Below are 20150 nucleotides of genomic sequence, written 5' to 3'. Positions count from 1 at the left end.
TTCACTGGTTCAAGCCCACCATGTTTTACTTACGTGACCTCACCGTGCTGATCCTGGGTCTGGGTGACTCAGGCCTGGCCATGGCGCGCTGGTGCGCCCGGTGTGGCTCGACCGTGCGCGTGGCCGACACGCGTGCCAACCCGCCGCAAGCGGCCACGCTGGCCGCCGATGTGCCTGCTGCCACGCTGCACCATGGTCTGGACGTGGGCCTGCTCGATGGCGTCAACCTGGTGCTCAAGAGCCCCGGCCTGATGCCCAATGCGCCGGATGTGTCCGCGCTGCTGGCCAAGGCCGATGAGCTGGGCATCCCCGTGCGCGGCGAGTTGTCGCTGTTCGCCTCCGCCTTGGCCGATCTGAAGGCCGACATGGGCTATGCGCCCAAGGTGGTGGCCATCACCGGCACCAACGGCAAGACCACGACCACCTCGCTGACCGCCAAGCTGATCGAGCGCACCGGCCTGCGTGTGGGCCTCGCCGGCAACATCGGCCCGACGCTGCTGGATACCTTGCGTGTCGCGCTCGAGCAGGAGCCCAAGCCTTTGAGCGAGGAGCCTGCCTCTGATACTGCTGAGGTGGTGGGCGAACAGGGCACTGTGCAAAGCGATGCGGGTGCCGTAGCCGGTGAGCAAGCAGCGCTTGCTTCAGGCGCGGACGTGGCATCGGTGCCTGTGCCTGTTGCAACGGACGCCGCCTTGGACGAGCCCGTCGAAAACACGGCCATCATGGAGGCCGCCGCCGAGGTTCTGCCCGAAAGCGAACCCGCCGAGATCGATCAGCCTGAGGATGCCGAGCCGGCCCTTGAGTCACAGGTTGAGTCGCAGCTTGAGCGTCAGGCAGAACCGCTGGCCGACGATGCCGATGCCCCGCTGATCACGCTGACCCCACCGCCTCCGTCTGCGCCCACCTTCGAGGTGCTGCCCCAAGCGTGGGTGCTGGAGCTGTCGAGCTTCCAGCTCGATGGTGTCAGCAACTTCGAACCCGACGCCGCCGTGGTGCTCAACATCACGCAGGACCACCTGGACTGGCACGGCAGCATGGCCGCGTACGCCGCCGCCAAGGCCCGCATCTTCGGCAAGAACGGCATCATGGTCATCAACCGAGATGACCCCGTCGTGATGGACATGGTGCCGCCGCCCGAGGTCATCAAGTCCGGCGTGCGTGGCCGCCCGGCCAAGACGGTGTACCGCAACCTCGTGTACTTTGGGCTGGACGCCCCACGTCGCCCTGGCGACTTCGGCCTGGTCAACGAGTCCGGCATGGCCTGGCTGGTGCGTGCGCTTGAAGCCGACCCCACCATCAAGCTCAAGAAGGGCGAGCAGGCCGAGATCGTGCTGCAGCGCCTGATGCCCGCTGATGCGCTGCGCATCCGTGGTCGCCACAATGCCTCCAACGCGCTGGCGGCCTTGTCGCTGGCCACCGCCATTGGCTGCCCGCTGGCACCCATGCTGCATGGCCTGCGTGAATACCGCGGCGAGCCACATCGCGTCGAGCACGTGGCCACCGTCGGCGGCATCGATGCCATCGACGACAGCAAGGGCACCAATGTGGGCGCCACCGTGGCCGCCTTGCAAGGCCTGGGTGCCGACATGTCGCCCGGCAAGCTGGTGGTGATCCTGGGTGGTGATGGCAAGGGCCAGGACTTTGCGCCACTGGCCGAGCCCGTGGGGCGCTTTGCCCGCGCCGTGGCCCTGATTGGCCGCGACGCACAGGCCATTGAAGCCACGCTGGCCGAGGTGCGCACGCCCGTTGGCGACACCCTGCCCATGCAACGCCATGACAACCTGGAAGCCGCCACGCGCTGGGCCTTCGAGCAGGCCAAAGCGGGTGACGCCGTGCTGCTGAGCCCGGCCTGCGCCAGCCTGGACATGTTCCGCAATTACGCGCACCGCGCCGAGGTGTTCATCGGCACCGTGCAGGATCTGGCCCACGAACGAGGAGACATCGCATGAGCGAAGCCACCGTTCGTCGCCCCCTGCTGGCTGGTTTGCTGGACAAGGTTCGCGCCGGCCTGGGCAAGGGCCCCTCGGCCGACGGCGCTGGCCCGCTGCCCGTGCGCGACTTCGTCAACGTCACGTCCTCGCAGCCTTCCAGGGTCATGGGCTTTGACCAACCCCTGGTGTGGTTGACGCTGGCCTTGCTGGCCATGGGCCTGGTGATGGTCTACTCGGCCACGATCGCGCTGTCTGACAGCCCGCGTTTCTCCAACTACACGCCGACCTTCTTCTTCACGCGCCACCTGGTGGCCATCATCATGGCCGTGTGCGTGGCCGCGGTGGTCACCCAGATCCCCATGTCCACCTGGGAAAAGACGGCGCCCTGGTTGTTCGTGCTCTCGCTGCTCCTGCTGATCCTGGTGCTGATCCCGCACGTGGGCAAGGTGGTGTATGGCGCACGCCGCTGGTTGCCGCTGGGCATCATGAACTTCCAGCCGTCCGAGCTGGCCAAGCTCGCGATCACCCTGTATGCCTCGGACTACATGGTGCGCAAGATGGACGTGAAGGAGCACTTCTTCCGCGCCGTGATGCCCATGGCCGTGGCCGTGGGTGTGATCGGCTTGTTGCTGCTGGCCGAGCCCGACATGGGGGCCTTCATGGTGATCGCCACGATCGCCATGACCATCCTGTTCCTGGGTGGCGTCAATGGCCGCATGTTCTTCCTGATCACGGCGGTGCTGCTGGGTGCCTTCACCTTGATGGTGACGCTCAGCCCGTGGCGGCGCGAGCGCATCTTTGCCTACCTCGATCCCTGGTCTGAAAAGAACGCCCTGGGCAAGGCCTACCAGCTGACCCACTCGCTGATCGCCTTCGGGCGCGGCGAGATCTTTGGTGAAGGTCTGGGCTCCAGCCTGGAGAAGCTGCACTACCTGCCCGAAGCCCACACCGACTTCCTGCTGGCCGTGATCGGCGAAGAGCTGGGCTTCATCGGCGTGGCCGCGATCATCATCGCCTTCTTCTGGCTGGTGGTGCGCCTGTTCAACATCGGCCGCCAGGCCATCGCGCTGGACCGCGTTTTCTCCGGCCTGGTCGCACAAGGCGTGGCCGTGTGGATGGGTGGCCAGGCCTTCATCAACATGGGCGTGAACCTGGGTGTGCTGCCTACCAAGGGCCTGACCTTGCCGCTGATGAGCTTTGGTGGCTCGGGTGTGATGCTCAACTGCATTGCGCTGGCGATTTGCTTGCGCGTGGACATTGAGAACCGCCAGCTCATGAGAGGGGGGCGCGCATGAGCCGCCACCTCGTCATCATGGCTGCGGGCACGGGCGGGCACATCATGCCCGGCCTGGCCGTGGCCGACGAAATGAAGCGCCGCGGCTGGACGGTGAGCTGGCTGGGCACGACCGGTGGCATGGAAAACCGCCTGGTGCCACCCACTGGCATCCCCATGGACGCCATCGCCTTCAACGGCCTGCGCGGCAAGGGCCTGAAGGACACGGTCTTTGGTGGCGTGCGCCTGCTCAAGGCGTTTGCCGATTGCTGGAAGATTCTCAAGGCGCGCCAGGCCGATGCCGTGCTGGGCATGGGCGGTTATGTGTGCTTCCCTGGCGGCCTGATGGGCGTGGCCCGCGGCCTGCCCTTGGTGCTGGTCAATGCGGATGCGGCCATGCTGCTGAGCAACCGCTTGCTGCTGCCCATCACCGATGTGCTGGCCTGCGGCTTTGACGGCCCTGCCGCCAAGAACAAGGTCGCACGGGTCACGGGCAACCCCGTGCGCGCCGAGATCGAAGCCATTGCGCCGCCGGCCGAGCGCTTCGCTAACCGAACCGGCCCGCTGCGCGTGCTGATCGTGGGCGGCAGCCTGGGCGCGAAGGCGCTCAACGACGCCGTACCGCAGGCCCTGGCCATGATCCCCGCCGACCAGCGCCCGCTGATCACGCACCAGACCGGCATGGCCAACTTCGAAGCGGTCAAGGCCGACTACCTCAAGGCCGGGCTGGACCCCGCCAGGGACGCCGAGGTGCTGCCCTTCATCAACAACATGCCGCAGCGCCTGGCCGATTGCGACGTGATCATCGGCCGTGCTGGTGCCATCACCGTGAGCGAACTGTGTGCCGCCGGCGTGCCCAGCATCCTGGTGCCGCTGGTGGTGTCGACCACTGCCCACCAGCGTGACAACGCCATCTACATGGCCGACAACGGCGCCGCCATCCACCTGCCGCAGGCCGAGCTGAATCCAGCGAAGCTGGCCGAGCTGATGAAATCGCTCAACCGCACGGCGCTGGCGGCCATGGCCATCAAGGCGCGTGGCCTGGCCCGCCTGCAATCGGCCGCTGCCGTGGCCGACGCCATCGAGCAACACGTGAAACCTCAAACCAACGCAAAGGCGTCCACATGAAGCACGCCGTCAAACACATCCATTTCGTGGGCATTGGTGGTGCCGGCATGAGCGGCATCGCCGAGATCCTGCACAACCTGGGCTACACCGTATCGGGCTCCGACCAGTCGGACAGCGCCACCTCGCGCCGCCTGGCTTCGCTGGGCATCCAGGTGCATGTGGGCCATGAAGCCGCCCACATCGAGGGCGCCGAGGCCGTGGTCACCTCCACCGCCGTGAAGGGCGACAACCCCGAGGTGATCGCCGCGCGCGCGAAACGCATCCCCGTGGTACCGCGGGCCGTGATGCTGGCCGAGCTGATGCGCCTGCGCAAAGGCATCGCCATCGCCGGCACGCACGGCAAGACCACCACCACCTCGCTGGTCACCTCCATCCTGGCCGAAGCCGGCGTGGACCCGACCTTCGTCATCGGTGGCAAGCTCAACAGCGCCGGTGCCAACTCGGCTCTGGGCAAGGGCGAGTACATCGTGGTCGAGGCCGATGAGTCGGATGCCTCCTTCCTGAACCTGCTGCCCATCATGTCGGTCGTCACCAACATCGACGCCGACCACATGGACACCTATGGCCACGACTTCGCCAGGCTCAAGCAGGCTTTCGTGGACTTCCTGCACCGCATGCCCTTCTACGGCTCGGCCATCCTGTGCGCCGACGACCCGGGCGTGCGCTCCATCATCCCGCTGATTTCGCGTCCCGTCATCACCTACGGTTTTGGTGAAGACGCCCAGGTGCGCGCCGTCAACGTCGAAGCGCTGGCCGGTGGCCAGATGCGCTTCGTGGTGCAGCGTCGCAATGGTGTGGTCATGCCCGACATCACCGTCACGCTCAACCTGCCTGGGGTGCACAACGTGCTCAACGCGCTGGCGGCGATTGCCGTGGCCACCGAGATCGAGCTGCCTGACGAGCCCATCATCCAGGCGCTGGGCGCCTTCACCGGCGTGGGCCGCCGCTTCCAGCGTTATGGCGAGTTCAAGACGGCCGATGGCGGCCAGGTCACCTTGATCGACGATTACGGCCACCACCCGGTGGAGATGGCCGCCGTGATCAGCGCGGCCCGTGGCGCCTTCCCCGGCCAGCGCCTGGTGCTGGCCTTCCAGCCGCACCGCTACACCCGCACCCGCGATTGTTTTGAAGACTTCGTCAAGGTGCTGGGCACGGCCGATGCCGTGTTGCTGACCGAGGTGTACGCCGCTGGCGAAGCGCCCATCGTGGCCGCCGACGGCCGCGCCCTGACCCGTGCCGTGCGCGTGGCCGGCAAGGTGGAACCGATTTTTGTGGACGACGTGGCCGAGCTGCCGCAGAGCATTGCGACCAACGCCCGAGGTGGCGACGTGGTGATCTGCATGGGCGCCGGCTCGATCGGGACCGTGGCCGGCAAGACGGCCGAGCTGTTGAAAGAGAAGCACTGAGCATGAGCACCATCCCACTCCAAGCGCCCCGCATCGACCCGGCCAGCCTGGGCAAGGTGGCCGTGCTGTTTGGCGGCACCTCGGCCGAGCGTGATGTGTCCATCATGTCCGGCTCGGGCGTGCTCAAGGCCTTGCAGTCACAAGGCGTTAACGCCTTTGCTTTTGATCCTGCCGAGCGCCCGCTGCAGGAGCTCAAGGCCGAAGGCGTGGACCGCGTGTTCATCGCGCTGCATGGCCGTGGTGGTGAAGACGGCACCGTGCAAGGCGCTCTGGAGTTGCTGAAGATTCCGTACACCGGCTCCGGGGTGATGGCGTCCAGCATTGCGATGGACAAGATCATGACCAAGCGCATCTGGCGCTTCGAAGGCTTGCCCACGCCGGACTGGCGCATGGTGTCCAGCGCCGAAGACTGCGCGCATGCCCTGACTGCCCTGGGCGCCCCCATGATCGTCAAGCCCGCACGCGAAGGCTCGTCCATCGGCCTGACCAAGGTGACCGACCCTGCGCAGTGCGCTGCCGCTTATGCCGCCGCTGCGCAGCACGACCCCGAAGTGTTGTGCGAGCAGTTCATCGAAGGCGAAGAGACCACCTGCCCGGTATTGATCGTTGAAGGCGAGGCGCAGGCCCTGCCCGTGATCCGCATCGTCGCGCCCGGTGGCAACTACGACTACCAGAACAAGTACTTCACCGACGACGTGAAGTACCTGTGCCCCAGCCAGCTCGCTGCCGACGAAGAGGCTGAGATCCAGCGCCAGGTGGTGCGGGCGTTCAAGACCCTGGGTTGCCGGGGCTGGGCGCGTGCCGACGTGATGATCCGCCAGTCGGACCGCCAACCCTTCCTGCTGGAGATCAACACCTCGCCGGGCATGACCGGCCATTCCCTGGTGCCCATGTCGGCCAAGGTGGCTGGCCTGAGCTATGAACAACTGTGTGTCCACCTGCTGGCCTCGGCCAGCCTGGACAGTGTCCGCTGACCCTCACTGAAAGAAGCCACGACCGCCATGCAGGCCGCCGCCCTCAACAGCTTCAGCGCACCGGAAGAGACGCCGCAAGACGTCCTCTGGATGAACGCTGCCGCTTCTGCCTTGCTGGTGGTGGCGATCGGGCTGTTGCTGGCCGCGGGTGTCACCAAGCTGACCCGCTTGCCCTACTTCAACCTGCAGAAGGTGCAGCTCGAAGGCGACCTGGAGCGCAACAACCTGGCCACGGTGCGCGCCAACGTCGTGCCGCGCATGCACGGCGGCTTCTTCAACGTGAACCTCAACCGCAGCCGCGAGATCTTCGAGTCGGTGCCCTGGGTGCGCAAGGCCGTGGTGCGCCGCGTGTGGCCCAACGAGCTGCGTGTCGTGCTGGAAGAGCACCGCCCTGCGGCCTACTGGCACCACGAGGACAGCGAAGACGAGCTGGTCAACACCTACGGCGAGGTGTTCGATGCCAATCTCGGTGATGTGGAAGACGAGCACCTGCCCACGCTCGAAGCGCCGCTCAACCCCAGCGCTGGCGAAGCCAAGGCCATGCTCGACATGCTGCAGCGCCTCAAGCCCGTGCTCGCACCGCTTGGTGAGATCGACACGCTCAAGCTGACCGAGCGCGGCTCCTGGAGTGTCGAGCTGGACAACGATGCCACGATCGAGCTGGGTCGCGGTGGGCCGGAGGAGGTGCAGGCGCGCGTCGATCGCTTCGTGCGCACCTTGCCCGAGCTCCAGCGCCAGTACCCCGCCCCCCTGGCCCACGCCGACCTGCGTTACCCCGAGGGCTACGCCGTCAAGCTGCGTGGCCTGACCACTTTGCAGGATGGCCAGAAGGCCCCTGTGATCAAGAAACCCGTCGTTGCCAAACCGGTGGCTGCACACAACGCGCCGGCCAACAACAAACCTTCGTCTTCAACCAGATAAATCCACACACACCATGGCCAAGGAATACAAGGATCTGGTCGTCGGGCTGGACATCGGCACCGCCAAAGTGATGGCGGTCGTGGCCGAAGTCATGCCGGGCGGTGACCTGCGCCTGGCAGGGCTGGGCGTGGCGCCCAGCCACGGTCTCAAGCGCGGCGTGGTCGTCAACATCGACGCCACCGTGCAGTCCATTCAGCAAGCCTTGAAAGAGGCCGAGCTGATGGCCGACTGCAAGATCAGCCGCGTGTGGACAGGCATCACAGGCAGCCACATCCGCGGCCAGAACAGCACGGGCATGGTCATCGTGCGGGACAAGGAAGTTGCGCCCATCGACGTGCAACGTGTGGTGGAAACCGCGAAGGCGATCAACATCCCGAATGACCAGCGCCTATTGCTTGTTGAGCCTCAAGAGTTCATCATTGACGGCCATGAGGTCAAAGAGCCAATCGGCATGTCTGGCGGTCGCCTCGAGGTCAAGGTGCACATCGTGACCGGAGCCCAGAGCGCCGCCGAAAACATCGTCAAGTGCGTTCGCCGCTGCGGCTTGGAGGCCGAACAGCTGGTCCTCAATCCCTCCGCTTCTTCTGCTGCCGTGCTCACCGAAGACGAGAAGTCGCTCGGTGTGGCCATGGTGGACATCGGCGCAGGCACCACGGATGTCTCGATCTTCACCGATGGCTCGGTGCGCCACACGGCCGTGATCCCCATCGCCGGTGACCTCATCACCAGCGACATCGCGATGGCCCTGCGCACACCCACGAAGGACGCCGAAGACATCAAGGTGGACTTCGGTGTGGCCAAGCAACTGCTGGCTGATCCCAATGAACAAGTCGAAGTGCCGGGCCTGGGTGACCGCGCACCACGCATGCTCTCGCGTCAGGCCCTGGCCGGCGTGATCGAGCCGCGCGTTGAAGAGATCTTCTCGCTGGTTCACCAGGTGATCCGCGAGTCTGGTTATGAAGAGTTGCTGTCTTCCGGCATCGTGCTGACCGGCGGCTCGGCGGTGATGCCGGGCATGGTCGAGCTGGCCGAAGACATCTTCTTGAAGCCTGTGCGCAAGGGCACGCCCTTGTACTCAGGCGCACTGCACGACATGGTGGCCAGCCCTCGCTCGGCCACCGTCATGGGCTTGCTCGAAGAGGCAAGACTCGCGCGCATGCGCGGGATGAAGGCGGCGCAACAAGCCGGGTCTGTTCAGACCTTGTTTGGTCGTGTACGCGATTGGTTCGTAGGCAACTTTTAAGCGCCTAACTTGGTACGTTTTCAATTGGCAACTGCTTGATTAATAAAAGAGGTACGACATGGCAATCGAGATGATCGACAACTTCGACATGGGCACGCAGATCAAGGTGATCGGTGTGGGCGGCGGTGGCGGTAACGCCGTTGAACACATGATCTCCCAAGGCGTGCAAGGCGTGCAGTTCATCTGCGCCAACACGGACTCGCAAGCGCTGCTGCGCTCGAGCGCCGAGATGCAACTGCAACTGGGCAACTCCGGCCTGGGCGCAGGGGCCAAGCCCGAAGCCGGCCGCGCCGCTGCTGAAGAAGCAGTCGACCAGATCCGTGCTGCACTGGACGGCGCCCACATGGTGTTCATCACCGCCGGCATGGGCGGTGGTACCGGCACCGGTGCGGCCCCTGTGATCGCCCGCGTGGCCAAGGACATGGGCATCCTGACCGTGGGCGTGGTGACCAAGCCGTTCGAATTCGAAGGCAACCGCCGCATGAAGCAGGCTGACACCGGCCTGAACGAACTGGAAGCCAATGTCGACTCGCTGATCGTCGTGCTCAACGAGAAGCTGCTGGAAGTGCTGGGTGACGACGTCACGCAGGAAGAAGCTTTCGGCAAGGCCAACGACGTGCTGAAGAACGCCGTGGGCGGCATCTCCGACATCATCCACATCCCCGGCCTGGTGAACGTCGACTTTGAAGACGTCAAGACCGTGATGAGCGAGCCTGGCAAGGCCATGATGGGTACCGCCACCGCTGGTGGCCCGGACCGCGCCACCAAGGCAGCCGAAGCCGCTGTGGCCTGCCCGCTGCTGGAAGGCATCGACCTGTCCGGCGCACGTGGCGTGCTGGTGCTGATCGCTGCAGGCAAGTCCAGCTTCAAGCTGAGCGAGTCGCGCAACGCCATGAACACCATCCGTCGCTACGCTGCTGAAGATGCACACGTGATCTACGGTACGGCCTACGACGAAAGCCTGGGCGACCAGCTGCGCGTGACCGTGATCGCCACCGGCCTGTGCGGCTCCAAGCGCCAGCAAGCTCCGATGACCGTGGTCCACAGCGCACCGCAGACGCAAGTCTTCCAGCGTACCGGCACCGACAACATCCCCGTGCTGACCCAGCCGATCGGCCACGCAGGCCATGCGCAAGGTCTGGCTGGTGGCGTGGCAGGCATGGGCCACGCCAGCGCTGGCGGCAACGATTTCAGCGGCCTGAACACGCCCAGCGTGTGGCGCTCCGGCCGCACGCAAGCGGCTGCCAAGGTTGACGCCCTGGCCAGCAACGGCATGGATGAAATCGAGATCCCGGCCTTCCTGCGCAAGCAAGCTGACTGAGTGATCGCCTGACGCTGGCCTGATCAGCCAGCGCGTACCGTTGCCAAGCTTTTATCCCCCCGCGCTGAAAGGTGCGGGGGGCTTTTGGCCATTCCGGTGCAACAGCACCTCAGAACAACAATCAGGTTGAAGGATCAGGCGCGCCGGGCCATCTGGTGCGCAGGCTGCATCAGCTCGTAGCCGTTTTCACCCAGTGCGTACAAGGCATCTGCGACCTTGTCGACATCGAAGCCCTCACGCTTGAGCTCCACCTTGCGGTGCTTGAAGGTGGCGGTGACCTCGTGCTCGTCGCGCACGCGGATGAACAGCGGCACGGCGTACTTGGGCAGAGCCTTGTGCAGGGCTTGTGCGAGCGCCACGCCATCGAGCGGGCCTTTGCCGTGATCCCAGCGGATCGCGGCCATGCCGGCGCGGCCATCGGCCCCGGGCACTTCCACGCCATACACCACGGCCTCTTCGATGCCCTCGATGCAGCCCAGCGCCGCCTCGACTTCGGTGGTGGCCACGTTCTCGCCCTTCCAGCGGAAGGTGTCGCCCACGCGGTCCACGAAGCCGATGTGGCCGAAGCCCATGTCGCGGATCAGGTCGCCGGTGTTGAACCAGGCATCACCGGGTTTGAAGACGTTGCGGAACACCTTGGCTTCGGTGGCCTTGCTGTCCGTGTAGCCGTCCAGCGGGGCCTTGTCGGTGATCTCGGTGAGCAGCAGGCCGCATTCGCCCTTGGCCACCTTGCGCATCGTGCCCGCGTTCTTGCCGTCGGTCTGGCGCACGGGCACTTCGTTTTCAACATCGAAGGCCACGATGGCATAAGGCAGGGGGCAGTAGCCGGCCGTGCCCTGGAAGTTGAAGGCGTTGACGAAGGCCAGGTTGCACTCGCTGGCGGTGTAGAACTCGGCGATGTGCGGGATGTTGAAGCGCGCCTGGAAGGCTTCCCAGATGTCGGGCCGCAGGCCGTTGCCGATGATGGCGCGCACGTTGTGCGTCTGGTCGGTGTCGCGCACGGGTTGGTTGAGCAGGTAACGGCAGAGTTCGCCGATGTAGCAGAAGGCCGTGGCCTTGTTGGCGCGGATCTCGTCCCAGAAGCGCGAGGCGCTGAACTTGCGGCTCAGGGCCATGCAGGCACCGGCGCCCACCACCGCGCTCCATGACACGGTCAGGGCGTTGTTGTGGTACATGGGCAGCGGGCAGTACAGCACGTCATCGGCCTTCAGGCGCAGGCCCAGCTGGCCCAGGCCCGCCATGCAGCGGTGCCAGCGGTAATGCGTCATCACCGAGGCCTTGGGCAGGCCGGTGGTGCCCGAGGTGAAGATGTGGAAGCAGGGCTGGCGCAGGGTGATGTGCTCGGTTTGCGGCGGGTTGCTGCTCTCGGCTTTGAGGGTGCGGCGGCGCAGGCTGTCGGTGCCAAAGGGCGCGGCGGCATCACCTTCCCACCACCACTGGGCACCCAGTTCGGCGCGGATGGCCGGGGCCAGGCTGTCGAAGGCTTCGACGCACTCTTCACCAAGGATCACGACCTTGGGTTTGGTGATGCGCAGGCTGTGGGCCAGCGGGTCACCGCGTTGCTGGTTGTTGAGCAAGGTGGCAATCGCACCCAGCTTGACGATGCCCAGCACACAGGCCAGCAACTCGGCGCGGTTTTCCATCAGCACGCCAACCGAGTCACCCTGGCGGATGCCGGCGGTGCTCAGGCTGTGGGCGATCTGGTTGGCCCAGATGTTGAACTGGGCGTAGCTCCAGGTGCGGCCTTCAAAAACCAGGGCGGGTTGATCAGGCTGGCTGGCTGCCAATTGCGCAAAGCGCAAGCCGATCGAGCCGATCTGGTCGGGCTTGAGGGTCACCAGGTTCCACAGCCCTTTGGCGACGTGGGGCAAAGCGGGTGCGGTGCGTGCGACGGCACCCATCCACTGCAGGAGATTGATCGTTTGGCTGGCCATCCAAACAGTCTAGTGTCCAGGGAGCTGGTATGGGAATGACCCGAACGGACATCTGGCGACAGCAAGGAAACAATGGCGTCAAAAACCCCCTTGAACCAGGGCCTCGGTCCGGGCCTGTGCGATGGCCTGACCGATGGCCTCGCCACGCAGGCCACGTTGCTGCGCTGCAGCAGAAACCTCGGCGGTGGGCACGGCCAGCGCGATGTCCAGCGCCAGGCTCAGGCGCTCGGCCTGCGGGTAGGGCTCGTCCTGCAGGCCCAGGCGGCCACGGGCATCGCACTCGCAGGCTTGCAGGATTTCGCGAAAGCGTTGCGGCTTGCGAAATGCGTCGCAACGCTCCAGCAGGCGCAGCACGGCGGCCGCGTTGAGTGTGTCGCTGCGGTGCATGTTGCCGTGCTCACGTGCCACCACATCGGCGAGCTCGCGGCAGTCCACGGGTACGCGCAGGCGCTCGTTGACCTGCTTGAGCAGTTGCGCGCTGCGGCCCTCATGGCCCAGGTGGCGAGGCAGCACGTCGGGCGGCGTGGTGCCCTTGCCCAGGTCGTGGCCGAGGCAGGCATAACGCACGGCCAGCGAGGTGTGCAGGCGCGCGCTCATGTCCAGCACCATCATGAGGTGCACACCGGTGTCGACCTCGGGGTGGTAGTCGGCGCGTTGTGGCACGCCCCAAAGGCGGTCGACCTCGGGTAGCAGTCGGGCCAGGGCGCCGCAGTCGCGCAGCACCTCGAACATGCGTGAGGGCTTGTCTTCCATCAGGCCACGGGCCAGCTCCTGCCAGACGCGCTCGGCCACCAGGTGGTCTACCTCGCCGGCCTCCACCATCTTGCGCATCAGCACCACGGTGTCTTCGGCCACGCCGAAATCATGAAAGCGCGCGGCGAAGCGGGCCAGTCGCAGGATGCGCACCGGGTCTTCGGCGAAGGCGGGCGAGACATGGCGCAGCACGCGATCGCGCAGGTCGCGCTGGCCGCCGTACGGGTCGATGACGTGGCCGGTTTCATCTTCGGCCATGGCGTTGATGGTGAGGTCGCGCCGGGCCAGGTCTTCTTCGAGCGTGACCTCGGGCGAGGCGTGGACCTGGAAGCCGTGGTAGCCGTGGCCGCTCTTGCGTTCGGTGCGGGCCAGGGCGTATTCCTCCTTGGTCTGCGGGTGCAGGAACACGGGGAAGTCCTTGCCCACGGGCATGTAGCCCAGCGCGCTCATGGCTTGCGGCGTGCTGCCCACGACGACCCAGTCGCGGTCACCACTGGGCCGCCCCAGCAAACGGTCTCTGACTGCGCCGCCAACAAGATAAGTTTTCATCAAGGGGAGTTTAGTGAGCTTCGTGGTGCACCCGCACGCCCTTTGTGGCTGCTTTGGTGCAAGAAAACGGGGCTGGCGCTGGTACGCAATCTGCATGGCTCTTGCCCGAGTCCATTTGGTTTTCCATGAAGGAGAGTGTCATGAAACGCGCTGCAGTCACTTTGGGCCTGGCCTTGGCCTTGGTTGCCACAGGAGCCCGTGCCGACGATGTGTCGGGCAGCTTCGTCAGTTCAGCCCCGGCCTTCATGACCGGCTTCGCGTCGGACGCGGGGGTGCTCACGGGATCGGTGCTGTCGTCGTTCACGGGCAAGTCCGGCTACGACATTTTCGCCGTGCAGGTGGATGGCTTTGCCGTGGCGGACCTGTTGCCCGGTCTGGATGATTACTACTACTTCTCTGCACCGGTGCTCAGTGGCTTTCACAGCATCACGGTGTTCGGCAAGGCCTATGGTGGCAGCTTCACCGGGAGCTACGAGGTGATGGCGGTGCCGGAGCCCACGACCGAGGCCTTGGCCCTGGTGGGCATGCTGCTCGTGGGCAGCCTGGTCCGCAGGCGTCTGGGTTGATGCCCACGAGCGTGTCAGGCAGCAGGGGCTGAGCCCTTGCGCGCCGCCAGGGCAACGAACTCGGCCACGGGCACCTCTTCGGCGCGGCGCTGCAGATCGAAGTCGGTCTGGATGCCGTTCTGTTCGATCCATTGGCCCAGCGTGTGGCGCAGGATCTTGCGGCGCTGCGAGAAGGCCACGGCCACCATCTGTTCCAGCACGGCCGGGTCCACCTCGGCGGGCTGGGCGCGGGGCACCATGCGCACCACGGCCGAGTCCACCTTGGGTGGCGGGTCGAAGGATTCGGGCGGCACGTCGACCACGCACTCCATGTCGTAGCGCCATTGCAGCATCACGCTCAGGCGGCCGAAATCCTTGTTGCCCGGTGAGGCCACCATGCGGTCCACCACTTCCTTTTGCAGCATGAAGTGCTGGTCTGCCACGTGCGAGGCCCAGGGCAGCAGGTGGAACAGGATGGGGCTGGAGATGTTGTAGGGCAGGTTGCCGATGATGCGCAGCTTGCAGCCCCGCTCTTGCGCGATCTGGCCGAAGTCGACCTTGAGCACATCGGATTCGATGACCGTGAGTTCGGGGCGCTTGCGCAGGCGGGCGGCCAGGTCACGGTCCAGCTCGACCACGGTGAGGTGTTCGCAGCGTTCGACCACGGGGTTGGTCAGCGCGCCCAGGCCGGGGCCGATTTCGATGAGCGCCTCACCCGGCTTGGGCGAGATGGCGCGCACGATTTCGTCGATGACACCCAGGTCCACCAGGAAGTTCTGGCCAAAGCGCTTGCGGGCGATGTGGCCACCGCCGCCTTGCACGGCCCGTTTGCCATGAGGCTTGGCGGGGCGCGAGGAAGCCGGGCGGTTGGAGGGGCGATCAGGGCGCATCACGCATTTCAATGTAGGCGGCAGCGCGCAACTCGCGGGCCCATTCTTCGTAGGTCGGCTCGAAGCGGCGTTCACGCAGCACCTGCTTGGCGGCTTCGCGCTTTTGCTGCTCGTTGAGCTGCACTTCGCGGCGTTCCAGCAACTGGATCAGGTGCACGCCGTAGCGGCTCACCACCGGCTCGGAGATCTGGCCGGGTTGCAGGGCCGTCAGGGCCTTCTCGAACTCGGGCACGAACTGGCCCGGGGCCGCCCAGCCCAGATCGCCGCCACGTGCACCGCTGCCGTCTTCCGAGTACTGGCGGGCCATCTGGGCGAAGCTGGTCTGGCCGCCCACGATCTGCTTGCGGATCTCCCGCATGCGGTCGATCTGTTCGCTCACAGGTTGCTGCGGGTTGGTGCGCAGCAGGATGTGGCGGGCACGCTGTTGCGTGTAGGTGGCCTGCGCGCTGTTTTCGCGCTCGATCAGCTTGATGATGTGGAAGCCCGCGTTGGAACGCACCACCGGGGCCACCTGGCCCACCTTGAGCTTGGCCGCAGTGGCCACGAACAGCTCGGGCAGGCGGCTGGCCTCGCGCAAGCCGAGGGCACCACCCTGGTCGCGCGTGCTGGTGTCAGCCGAGAACTCCTTGGCCAGCTGGGCGAAGTTCGCGCCTTGTGCAGCACGCTCCTGGATGCCTTGCGCCTTGGTCAGCAGCGCAGCCACCTGCACTTGCGTGGCCTTTTCAGGCACGGCGATCAGGATGTGCGCGACGTTGAGCGCCACTTCGGAGTGCGCCGCAGGGTCTTCCTTCATGAAGGCGTTGAGGTCGTCATCGCTGATCTGGATGCGGCTGCTGACCTCGCGTTCGCGCAGGCGTTGCAGCAGCAGCTGTTCACGCAGGCTGTTGCGGTAGCGCTGGAAGTCCAGGCCATCGGCCTGCATGCGGGCGCGCAGGTCCACCAGGGTCATCTGGTTTTGTGCGGCGATGTTCTCGATGGCGCCGTCCACCTCGGCATCCGGGATGTCCATGCCGATGGTCTTGGCATACGATATCTGCACCTTCTCGTCGATCAGCGCGTCCAGCACCTGCTTGCGCAGCTCTTCAGGCGGGGGCAGGCGTGCGCCAGCCGGTGCCGTGTCGGTGATGCGGGCCACACGCTTTTCCACTTCGGTGTGGGTGATGGGCTCCTGGTTGACCACAGCCAGGATGTAGTCGGCCGTGGTCTGCATGCCCTCGATCTTGAGCTCGGTGCTCAGGTTGCGGGCGCCCGGGATGCGTGGTGTGACGTTGGGCGATTGCTTGAACTGGGCCCAGGCCGGTGCCGTCGTGCTGACCAGCAGGCTCAGGCACAGGCCCTGCACCAGGGCGCGGAGGGCGCGCGGCTGGCGTGTGGCAGGGCGGGGCGCACGTCGGGTCAGTGTGGTGTGGTCAGTCATCTGTCGTGAATGGCGAAGAGCCGGTTGAGGGCGCAGCCTTGCTGTCGTCGTGCAGCAACTGGTAGCCGGGGATATTGTCCTTCAAGGCGCGCAGCGGGTTGGAACCCAGGCTGATGCGCGACAAGCCGGCCAGTTCGAGCTGGAACATGATGCGTGTGCTGGCCTGTGCGCGGCCCACGGACACGCGTTCGGCCACCACGCGGCCGATCCAGCAGCCGGCGTCGTATTCGACGCCCAGCAGCGAGTCGGTCAGGCGGCTGTCGCGCAGGCTGTAGCTCATGCGGCCCACGCTGTACCAGGTGCCACCGCAGGCGCCGGGATTGGCGGCCCGTTTGCCGGTGAGGTTGAGCGGGTCGGCCACGGCCTGGTTGCGCACCTGGGCGCTGGAGGGCACAGGGCCGGCCAGTGGCCATTGCCAGCCCAGGTCCAGCTGTTCGCTGGCGTCGCGGGTGTAGCGGTAGGCGGCACCCACGGTGCGCCAGGGCCCGGGCGAATACCGCACGCCCAGCAGGCCGCGCGACATGGCGTGGTTCTGCGCGTTGAACTGCGTGGAGCCGTCCAGGTTCCAGTTGGGGATGACCGAGGCCGAGCCCAGCAGCAACAGGTCGGACAGGCGCTGCGTGATCGGGTCGGGCCCGTCGGGGTTGAGGCGCTGGTCGGCCAACAGGAGCTTTTGCACCACGCCCAGGCGCAGGGCTTCGTTGCCGGTGCGGTCGTCCAACAGGCGCGAGGTCACGCCCACGGTGACCTGGTTGGCATCAGAGATGCGGTCGCCGCCGGTGAACGCGTTTTCGCTGTAGATAGCGTACTGGTTGAAGTCACGCGGGGCGCTGTCAAACAGGGGCAGCTGGCTCTGGTCGCTGTAGGGGGTGCGCACGTACTGGATGCGCGGCTCCAGGGTCTGGGTCAGGTCGCGGTTGAACAGGTGGACGGGGCGCTCCATGGTCAGGCCCGAGTCCAGGCTGAAGGTGGGGAGCACGCGTGTGGCGCTGCGGCTGCCGCTGGCCATGGCCTGGTCCAGGTCGTAGCTGGTGGCGTTGATGCTGAGCTTGGGGGTGAGGTTCAGACCACCCAGGTTGAAGGACTGGCTCAGCTGGCCGATGGCATTGAGCCGGTTGCCGGTGGGCTTGGTGGTGTCCTGATTGGTGAAGCGGTTGAACTCGCCCTGCATCGACCACACCATGCCGGTGTCATTGCCGCTGCGGCTGCGCAGGCCCATCTGGGGCTCGCGGCGGTAGGGCGTGTCGATCTTGGTCAAGGCCGGGTCGGCCAGCGGGTCCAGGTCGCGCAGGGTCTGCCAGGTCTGCACGCTGCCGTACAGCGTGGTCTGGCTGTTGCCCAGGCCCCAGTTGCGCGCGTTCAGCTGGCGCTCGATGGTGGCGTGGCTGTCGTACAGACGCGGAGTCTGGGAGGGCAGGCCGTGCGGGAAGTCCTTCCAGTAGTCGTCGTCCGACACACGCAGCCACTTCAGCTCGTAATTGGTCTGCGCCAGCAGGTTGCCATCATTGAGGTTGCCCTTGTGGCCGAAGTCCACCAGGCCGCGCGAGCGCATGGCCACGCGGTCATCGGGCAGGCCCACGACGCGCAGCGTGCCTTCATCGTGGGGGGCCAGGTAGCGGTATTCGGCATCCAGGCCCGCACCGCGTCGCACCGACAGCGTCGGCGCCAGCGTCATGTCCTTGTCGGGTGCGATGTTCCAGTAGTACGGCGCGGACAGCTCGAAGCCGCTCTTGCTGTCGAAATCGAAGCTGGGGGGCAGCCAGCCGGATTTGCGCGCGTCGTTGAGCGGGAAGGTCAGCGTCGGGGCAGCCAGGATAGGCACGCCCTTGAACCAGATCACCGCGTTGTCGGCCTTGCCTTCGTTGGCATCGAAGTCCAGGTAGATGCGGCTGGTCTTGAGCGACCAGTCGGGCTCGCCCGGGCTGCCGTCGGCCGTGTTGGCCGGGGTGCAGCTGCTGTAGGTGGTCCTGGTGGCCTGCAGGCGGTTGGCGCCCAGGAACTCGACCAGCTCGGCATCGCCACCGGCGCGCGTGCGGGCGAACCAGAAACGCGGGCGGATGAATTCGCCTTCGAGGGTGTCAAGCTTGAGCGTCAGCTCGGGCCCGCTGAAGATGTTGTGGTTGCGCGTGATAACGACGTGGCCCAGCGCGCGTGCGGTGTTGTCGGCCTGCGTGTGCGTGAGCTCGTCGGCGCGCACGGTGAGGTCGCCCTGGCGCAGGCGCACGGAGCCCGTGGCCCGGGTGCGCGTGCCGGATTCACCTTCCAGGTTGTCGGCCTCGAAGAACAGCGGCAGCTTGCCGTTGTGCAGATCGGCTTGCGGGGCCGGCAGCGAGAAGCTGAAGCGCAGGGGCGGCGCCAGCGTCGAGCTGGGCAGCGCGGCGGGCTCAGGCGCGGCCTCGGCCACGCTGAGGCCACGGTCATCGGCCTGCACCTGGCCTGGCCAGGCGATCTGGGCCACCACTAGCCCGGCGGCCACGGCAACAGGGGTCCAGCGCAGGCGCGGCGCGGCAAGGGCGGCGCGGCGGGGCATGGAGGCGGAGGGGCGGGCCAGTCGAGGAGTCACGGAAGAGGGGTCACGGAAGGATCACGGAGGGCATGGGTTGCCACGGACGACATATCGCAGTCGCAGGAAGGGGGCTGCGGCATGGGCCATCGTCTCGGTGAGCCGGCCTTGCCTAGAATCGACGCATTATTTCATGTCGGCGCCGTTTGCCGGCTTTCTCGAATCAGTCCCCTCATGAGCACAGCTTCTTCTTCCAGCATCCACTGGGCCGACACCGCCCGCCAGCAGGCCTTTGCCGCCTGGCTGGCTGCCGTGGCGCCCGCCCACGGTCTTCTGCCCGAGACGGTGCGCCCGGCCAGCGCCGATGCCAGCTTCCGCCGCTATTTCCGGGTGGATGCGGCGAAAGACGCGGCCCAGGGCAGCTTCATCATCATGGACGCCCCGCCCGAGAAGGAGGACTGCCACCCCTTCGTGGCTGTGGACCGCCTGCTGGATGGCGGCGGTGTCAACGTGCCCCACATCCTGGCCTGGGACGAGCCCCAGGGTTTCATGCTGCTGAGCGACCTGGGTGAACACACCTTCCTGTCCACCCTGGAGGCCACCGACTACGAACACGCGCCGGGTTCGGCCAACCGCGCCCGCTACCAGGCCGCCATCGACGAGCTGGTGCGCCTGCAGGGCGTGGCGCCCGGCGAGGGTGAGCAGGCCCTGCCGCCCTACGACGACGCCTTGCTGCAGCGCGAGATGGACCTGTTCCCCGAGTGGTACATCGGCAAGCTGCGGCAGCAAGTTCTGACGGAGCAGCAGCAAACCCAGCTGGCGCAGGTTTTTGCGCTGATCAAGGCCCAGGTCCTGAGCCAGGCCAATGTGCTGGTGCACCGTGACTACCACTCGCGCAACCTCATGGCGAATCCGGCCGATTCCACGGCGCGCCCGGGGGTGATCGATTTTCAGGATGCGGTACGTGGCCCCGTCACCTACGACCTGGTGTCGCTGCTGCGTGACGCCTACGTGATCTGGGACGAGGACATCCAGCTGGATTACGCCGTGCGCTACTGGGAGCGCGCTCGCAAGGCTGGCCTGCCCGTGCCCGCCGATTTCGCCGATTTCTGGCGTGATTTCGAATGGATGGGCCTGCAGCGCCACCTCAAGGTGCTGGGCATTTTTGCCCGCCTGGCCCTGCGCGACGGCAAGCGCCAGTACCTGGACGACATCCCCCGTGTCTGGACATATGCCCACCGCGTGGCCTCGCGCTACCAGGGCCTGGGCCCGCTGGCGCGCCTGCTGGAGCAGTGCGAGGCGGCCCACGGCGGCACCCAGACGCAGGTCGGATACACCTTCTGATTTGTACCCCTTAATTAA

General features: G+C 66.1%; 15 protein-coding genes. 10 read left to right on the top strand and 5 right to left on the bottom strand.

From position 1 onward, the window contains the following. Positions 1 to 20: 20 nt before the first annotated feature. Genes murD through ftsZ form a run of 8 tightly spaced genes read left to right on the top strand, consistent with a single transcriptional unit; the run spans position 21 to position 10197 of the window. The gene (gene murD / locus JY96_RS08005; protein ID WP_035036468.1) at positions 21 to 1949 is read left to right on the top strand and encodes a UDP-N-acetylmuramoyl-L-alanine--D-glutamate ligase; all 1929 of its coding nucleotides are present in this window, start codon (positions 21 to 23) and stop codon (positions 1947 to 1949) included. Then, positions 1946 to 3226 (top strand): putative lipid II flippase FtsW, encoded by a 1281-nt coding sequence (ftsW, locus tag JY96_RS08000; RefSeq protein WP_035036466.1) that lies wholly within the window; start codon positions 1946 to 1948, stop codon positions 3224 to 3226. The genes murD and ftsW overlap by 4 nt, the downstream gene beginning before the upstream one ends. Beyond that, positions 3223 to 4332 (top strand): undecaprenyldiphospho-muramoylpentapeptide beta-N-acetylglucosaminyltransferase, encoded by a 1110-nt coding sequence (murG, locus tag JY96_RS07995; RefSeq protein ID WP_035036463.1) that lies wholly within the window; start codon positions 3223 to 3225, stop codon positions 4330 to 4332. The genes ftsW and murG overlap by 4 nt, the downstream gene beginning before the upstream one ends. Beyond that, positions 4329 to 5738 (top strand): UDP-N-acetylmuramate--L-alanine ligase, encoded by a 1410-nt coding sequence (gene murC, locus JY96_RS07990; RefSeq protein WP_035036460.1) that lies wholly within the window; start codon positions 4329 to 4331, stop codon positions 5736 to 5738. The genes murG and murC overlap by 4 nt, the downstream gene beginning before the upstream one ends. Before the next feature lie 2 nt (positions 5739 to 5740). Beyond that, positions 5741 to 6712 carry a D-alanine--D-alanine ligase gene (locus JY96_RS07985; RefSeq protein ID WP_035036457.1) on the top strand — a complete coding sequence of 324 codons (972 nt, stop codon included), beginning with the start codon at positions 5741 to 5743 and terminating at the stop codon, positions 6710 to 6712. Between the two features lie 27 nt (positions 6713 to 6739). Continuing rightward, on the top strand, positions 6740 to 7633 hold the full coding sequence (locus tag JY96_RS07980; protein WP_081961122.1) for a cell division protein FtsQ/DivIB: 894 nt from the start codon (positions 6740 to 6742) through the stop codon (positions 7631 to 7633). A gap of 13 nt (positions 7634 to 7646) precedes the next feature. After that, positions 7647 to 8876, top strand: a complete 1230-nt coding sequence (ftsA, locus tag JY96_RS07975; RefSeq protein WP_035036455.1) for a cell division protein FtsA — start codon at positions 7647 to 7649, stop codon at positions 8874 to 8876. Between the two features lie 58 nt (positions 8877 to 8934). Beyond that, positions 8935 to 10197, top strand: coding sequence for a cell division protein FtsZ (ftsZ, locus tag JY96_RS07970; protein WP_035036452.1), 1263 nt, complete (start codon positions 8935 to 8937; stop codon positions 10195 to 10197). Between the two features lie 134 nt (positions 10198 to 10331). Here ftsZ and JY96_RS07965 read toward each other — a convergent pair whose 3' ends face one another. Further along, positions 10332 to 12131, bottom strand: a complete 1800-nt coding sequence (locus JY96_RS07965) for a long-chain-acyl-CoA synthetase (protein WP_035036449.1) — start codon at positions 12129 to 12131, stop codon at positions 10332 to 10334. Positions 12132 to 12209: 78 nt separating this feature from the next. Continuing rightward, positions 12210 to 13433: a multifunctional CCA addition/repair protein gene (locus tag JY96_RS07960; protein ID WP_035036446.1), complete on the bottom strand. Its 1224-nt coding sequence runs from the start codon at positions 13431 to 13433 to the stop codon at positions 12210 to 12212. A 140-nt stretch (positions 13434 to 13573) separates the two neighbouring features. Between JY96_RS07960 and JY96_RS07955 the strand changes: the two genes are divergently transcribed. After that, positions 13574 to 13999, top strand: a complete 426-nt coding sequence (locus JY96_RS07955; protein ID WP_161784263.1) for a PEP-CTERM sorting domain-containing protein — start codon at positions 13574 to 13576, stop codon at positions 13997 to 13999. 14 nt (positions 14000 to 14013) lie between these two features. Here JY96_RS07955 and rsmA read toward each other — a convergent pair whose 3' ends face one another. From rsmA to JY96_RS07940, 3 genes are read right to left on the bottom strand one after another with little or no spacing between them, the layout of a single operon-like run. Continuing rightward, positions 14014 to 14868 carry a 16S rRNA (adenine(1518)-N(6)/adenine(1519)-N(6))-dimethyltransferase RsmA gene (gene rsmA / locus JY96_RS07950; protein WP_081961121.1) on the bottom strand — a complete coding sequence of 285 codons (855 nt, stop codon included), beginning with the start codon at positions 14866 to 14868 and terminating at the stop codon, positions 14014 to 14016. Then, on the bottom strand, positions 14858 to 16285 hold the full coding sequence (locus JY96_RS07945; protein WP_052162265.1) for a peptidylprolyl isomerase: 1428 nt from the start codon (positions 16283 to 16285) through the stop codon (positions 14858 to 14860). Before JY96_RS07945 ends, rsmA begins: the two co-directional genes overlap by 11 nt. Further along, positions 16278 to 18848, bottom strand: coding sequence for an LPS-assembly protein LptD (locus tag JY96_RS07940; protein WP_152606399.1), 2571 nt, complete (start codon positions 18846 to 18848; stop codon positions 16278 to 16280). Before JY96_RS07940 ends, JY96_RS07945 begins: the two co-directional genes overlap by 8 nt. A gap of 174 nt (positions 18849 to 19022) precedes the next feature. Between JY96_RS07940 and JY96_RS07935 the strand changes: the two genes are divergently transcribed. Further along, positions 19023 to 20132 (top strand): aminoglycoside phosphotransferase family protein, encoded by a 1110-nt coding sequence (locus JY96_RS07935; RefSeq protein WP_035036442.1) that lies wholly within the window; start codon positions 19023 to 19025, stop codon positions 20130 to 20132. Positions 20133 to 20150 lie beyond the last annotated feature (18 nt).

The sequence above is a fragment of the Aquabacterium sp. NJ1 genome, assembly GCF_000768065.1.
GTDB lineage: Bacteria > Pseudomonadota > Gammaproteobacteria > Burkholderiales > Burkholderiaceae_C > Aquabacterium.
Note: the sequence above shows the minus strand (reverse complement) of the source record. Positions and strands in the feature narration are given on the sequence as shown.

What these genes read in the sequence shown, in the direction of transcription:
- murD (WP_035036468.1), top strand. Translation starts at nt 21, where the DNA reads ATGTTTTACTTACGTGACCTCACCGTGCTGATCCTGGGTCTGGGTGAC.
- ftsW (WP_035036466.1), top strand. Translation starts at nt 1,946, where the DNA reads ATGAGCGAAGCCACCGTTCGTCGCCCCCTGCTGGCTGGTTTGCTGGAC.
- murG (WP_035036463.1), top strand. Translation starts at nt 3,223, where the DNA reads ATGAGCCGCCACCTCGTCATCATGGCTGCGGGCACGGGCGGGCACATC.
- murC (WP_035036460.1), top strand. Translation starts at nt 4,329, where the DNA reads ATGAAGCACGCCGTCAAACACATCCATTTCGTGGGCATTGGTGGTGCC.
- JY96_RS07985 (WP_035036457.1), top strand. Translation starts at nt 5,741, where the DNA reads ATGAGCACCATCCCACTCCAAGCGCCCCGCATCGACCCGGCCAGCCTG.
- JY96_RS07980 (WP_081961122.1), top strand. Translation starts at nt 6,740, where the DNA reads ATGCAGGCCGCCGCCCTCAACAGCTTCAGCGCACCGGAAGAGACGCCG.
- ftsA (WP_035036455.1), top strand. Translation starts at nt 7,647, where the DNA reads ATGGCCAAGGAATACAAGGATCTGGTCGTCGGGCTGGACATCGGCACC.
- ftsZ (WP_035036452.1), top strand. Translation starts at nt 8,935, where the DNA reads ATGGCAATCGAGATGATCGACAACTTCGACATGGGCACGCAGATCAAG.
- JY96_RS07965 (WP_035036449.1), bottom strand. Translation starts at nt 12,131, where the DNA reads ATGGCCAGCCAAACGATCAATCTCCTGCAGTGGATGGGTGCCGTCGCA.
- JY96_RS07960 (WP_035036446.1), bottom strand. Translation starts at nt 13,433, where the DNA reads ATGAAAACTTATCTTGTTGGCGGCGCAGTCAGAGACCGTTTGCTGGGG.
- JY96_RS07955 (WP_161784263.1), top strand. Translation starts at nt 13,574, where the DNA reads ATGAAACGCGCTGCAGTCACTTTGGGCCTGGCCTTGGCCTTGGTTGCC.
- rsmA (WP_081961121.1), bottom strand. Translation starts at nt 14,868, where the DNA reads ATGCGCCCTGATCGCCCCTCCAACCGCCCGGCTTCCTCGCGCCCCGCC.
- JY96_RS07945 (WP_052162265.1), bottom strand. Translation starts at nt 16,285, where the DNA reads ATGACTGACCACACCACACTGACCCGACGTGCGCCCCGCCCTGCCACA.
- JY96_RS07935 (WP_035036442.1), top strand. Translation starts at nt 19,023, where the DNA reads ATGAGCACAGCTTCTTCTTCCAGCATCCACTGGGCCGACACCGCCCGC.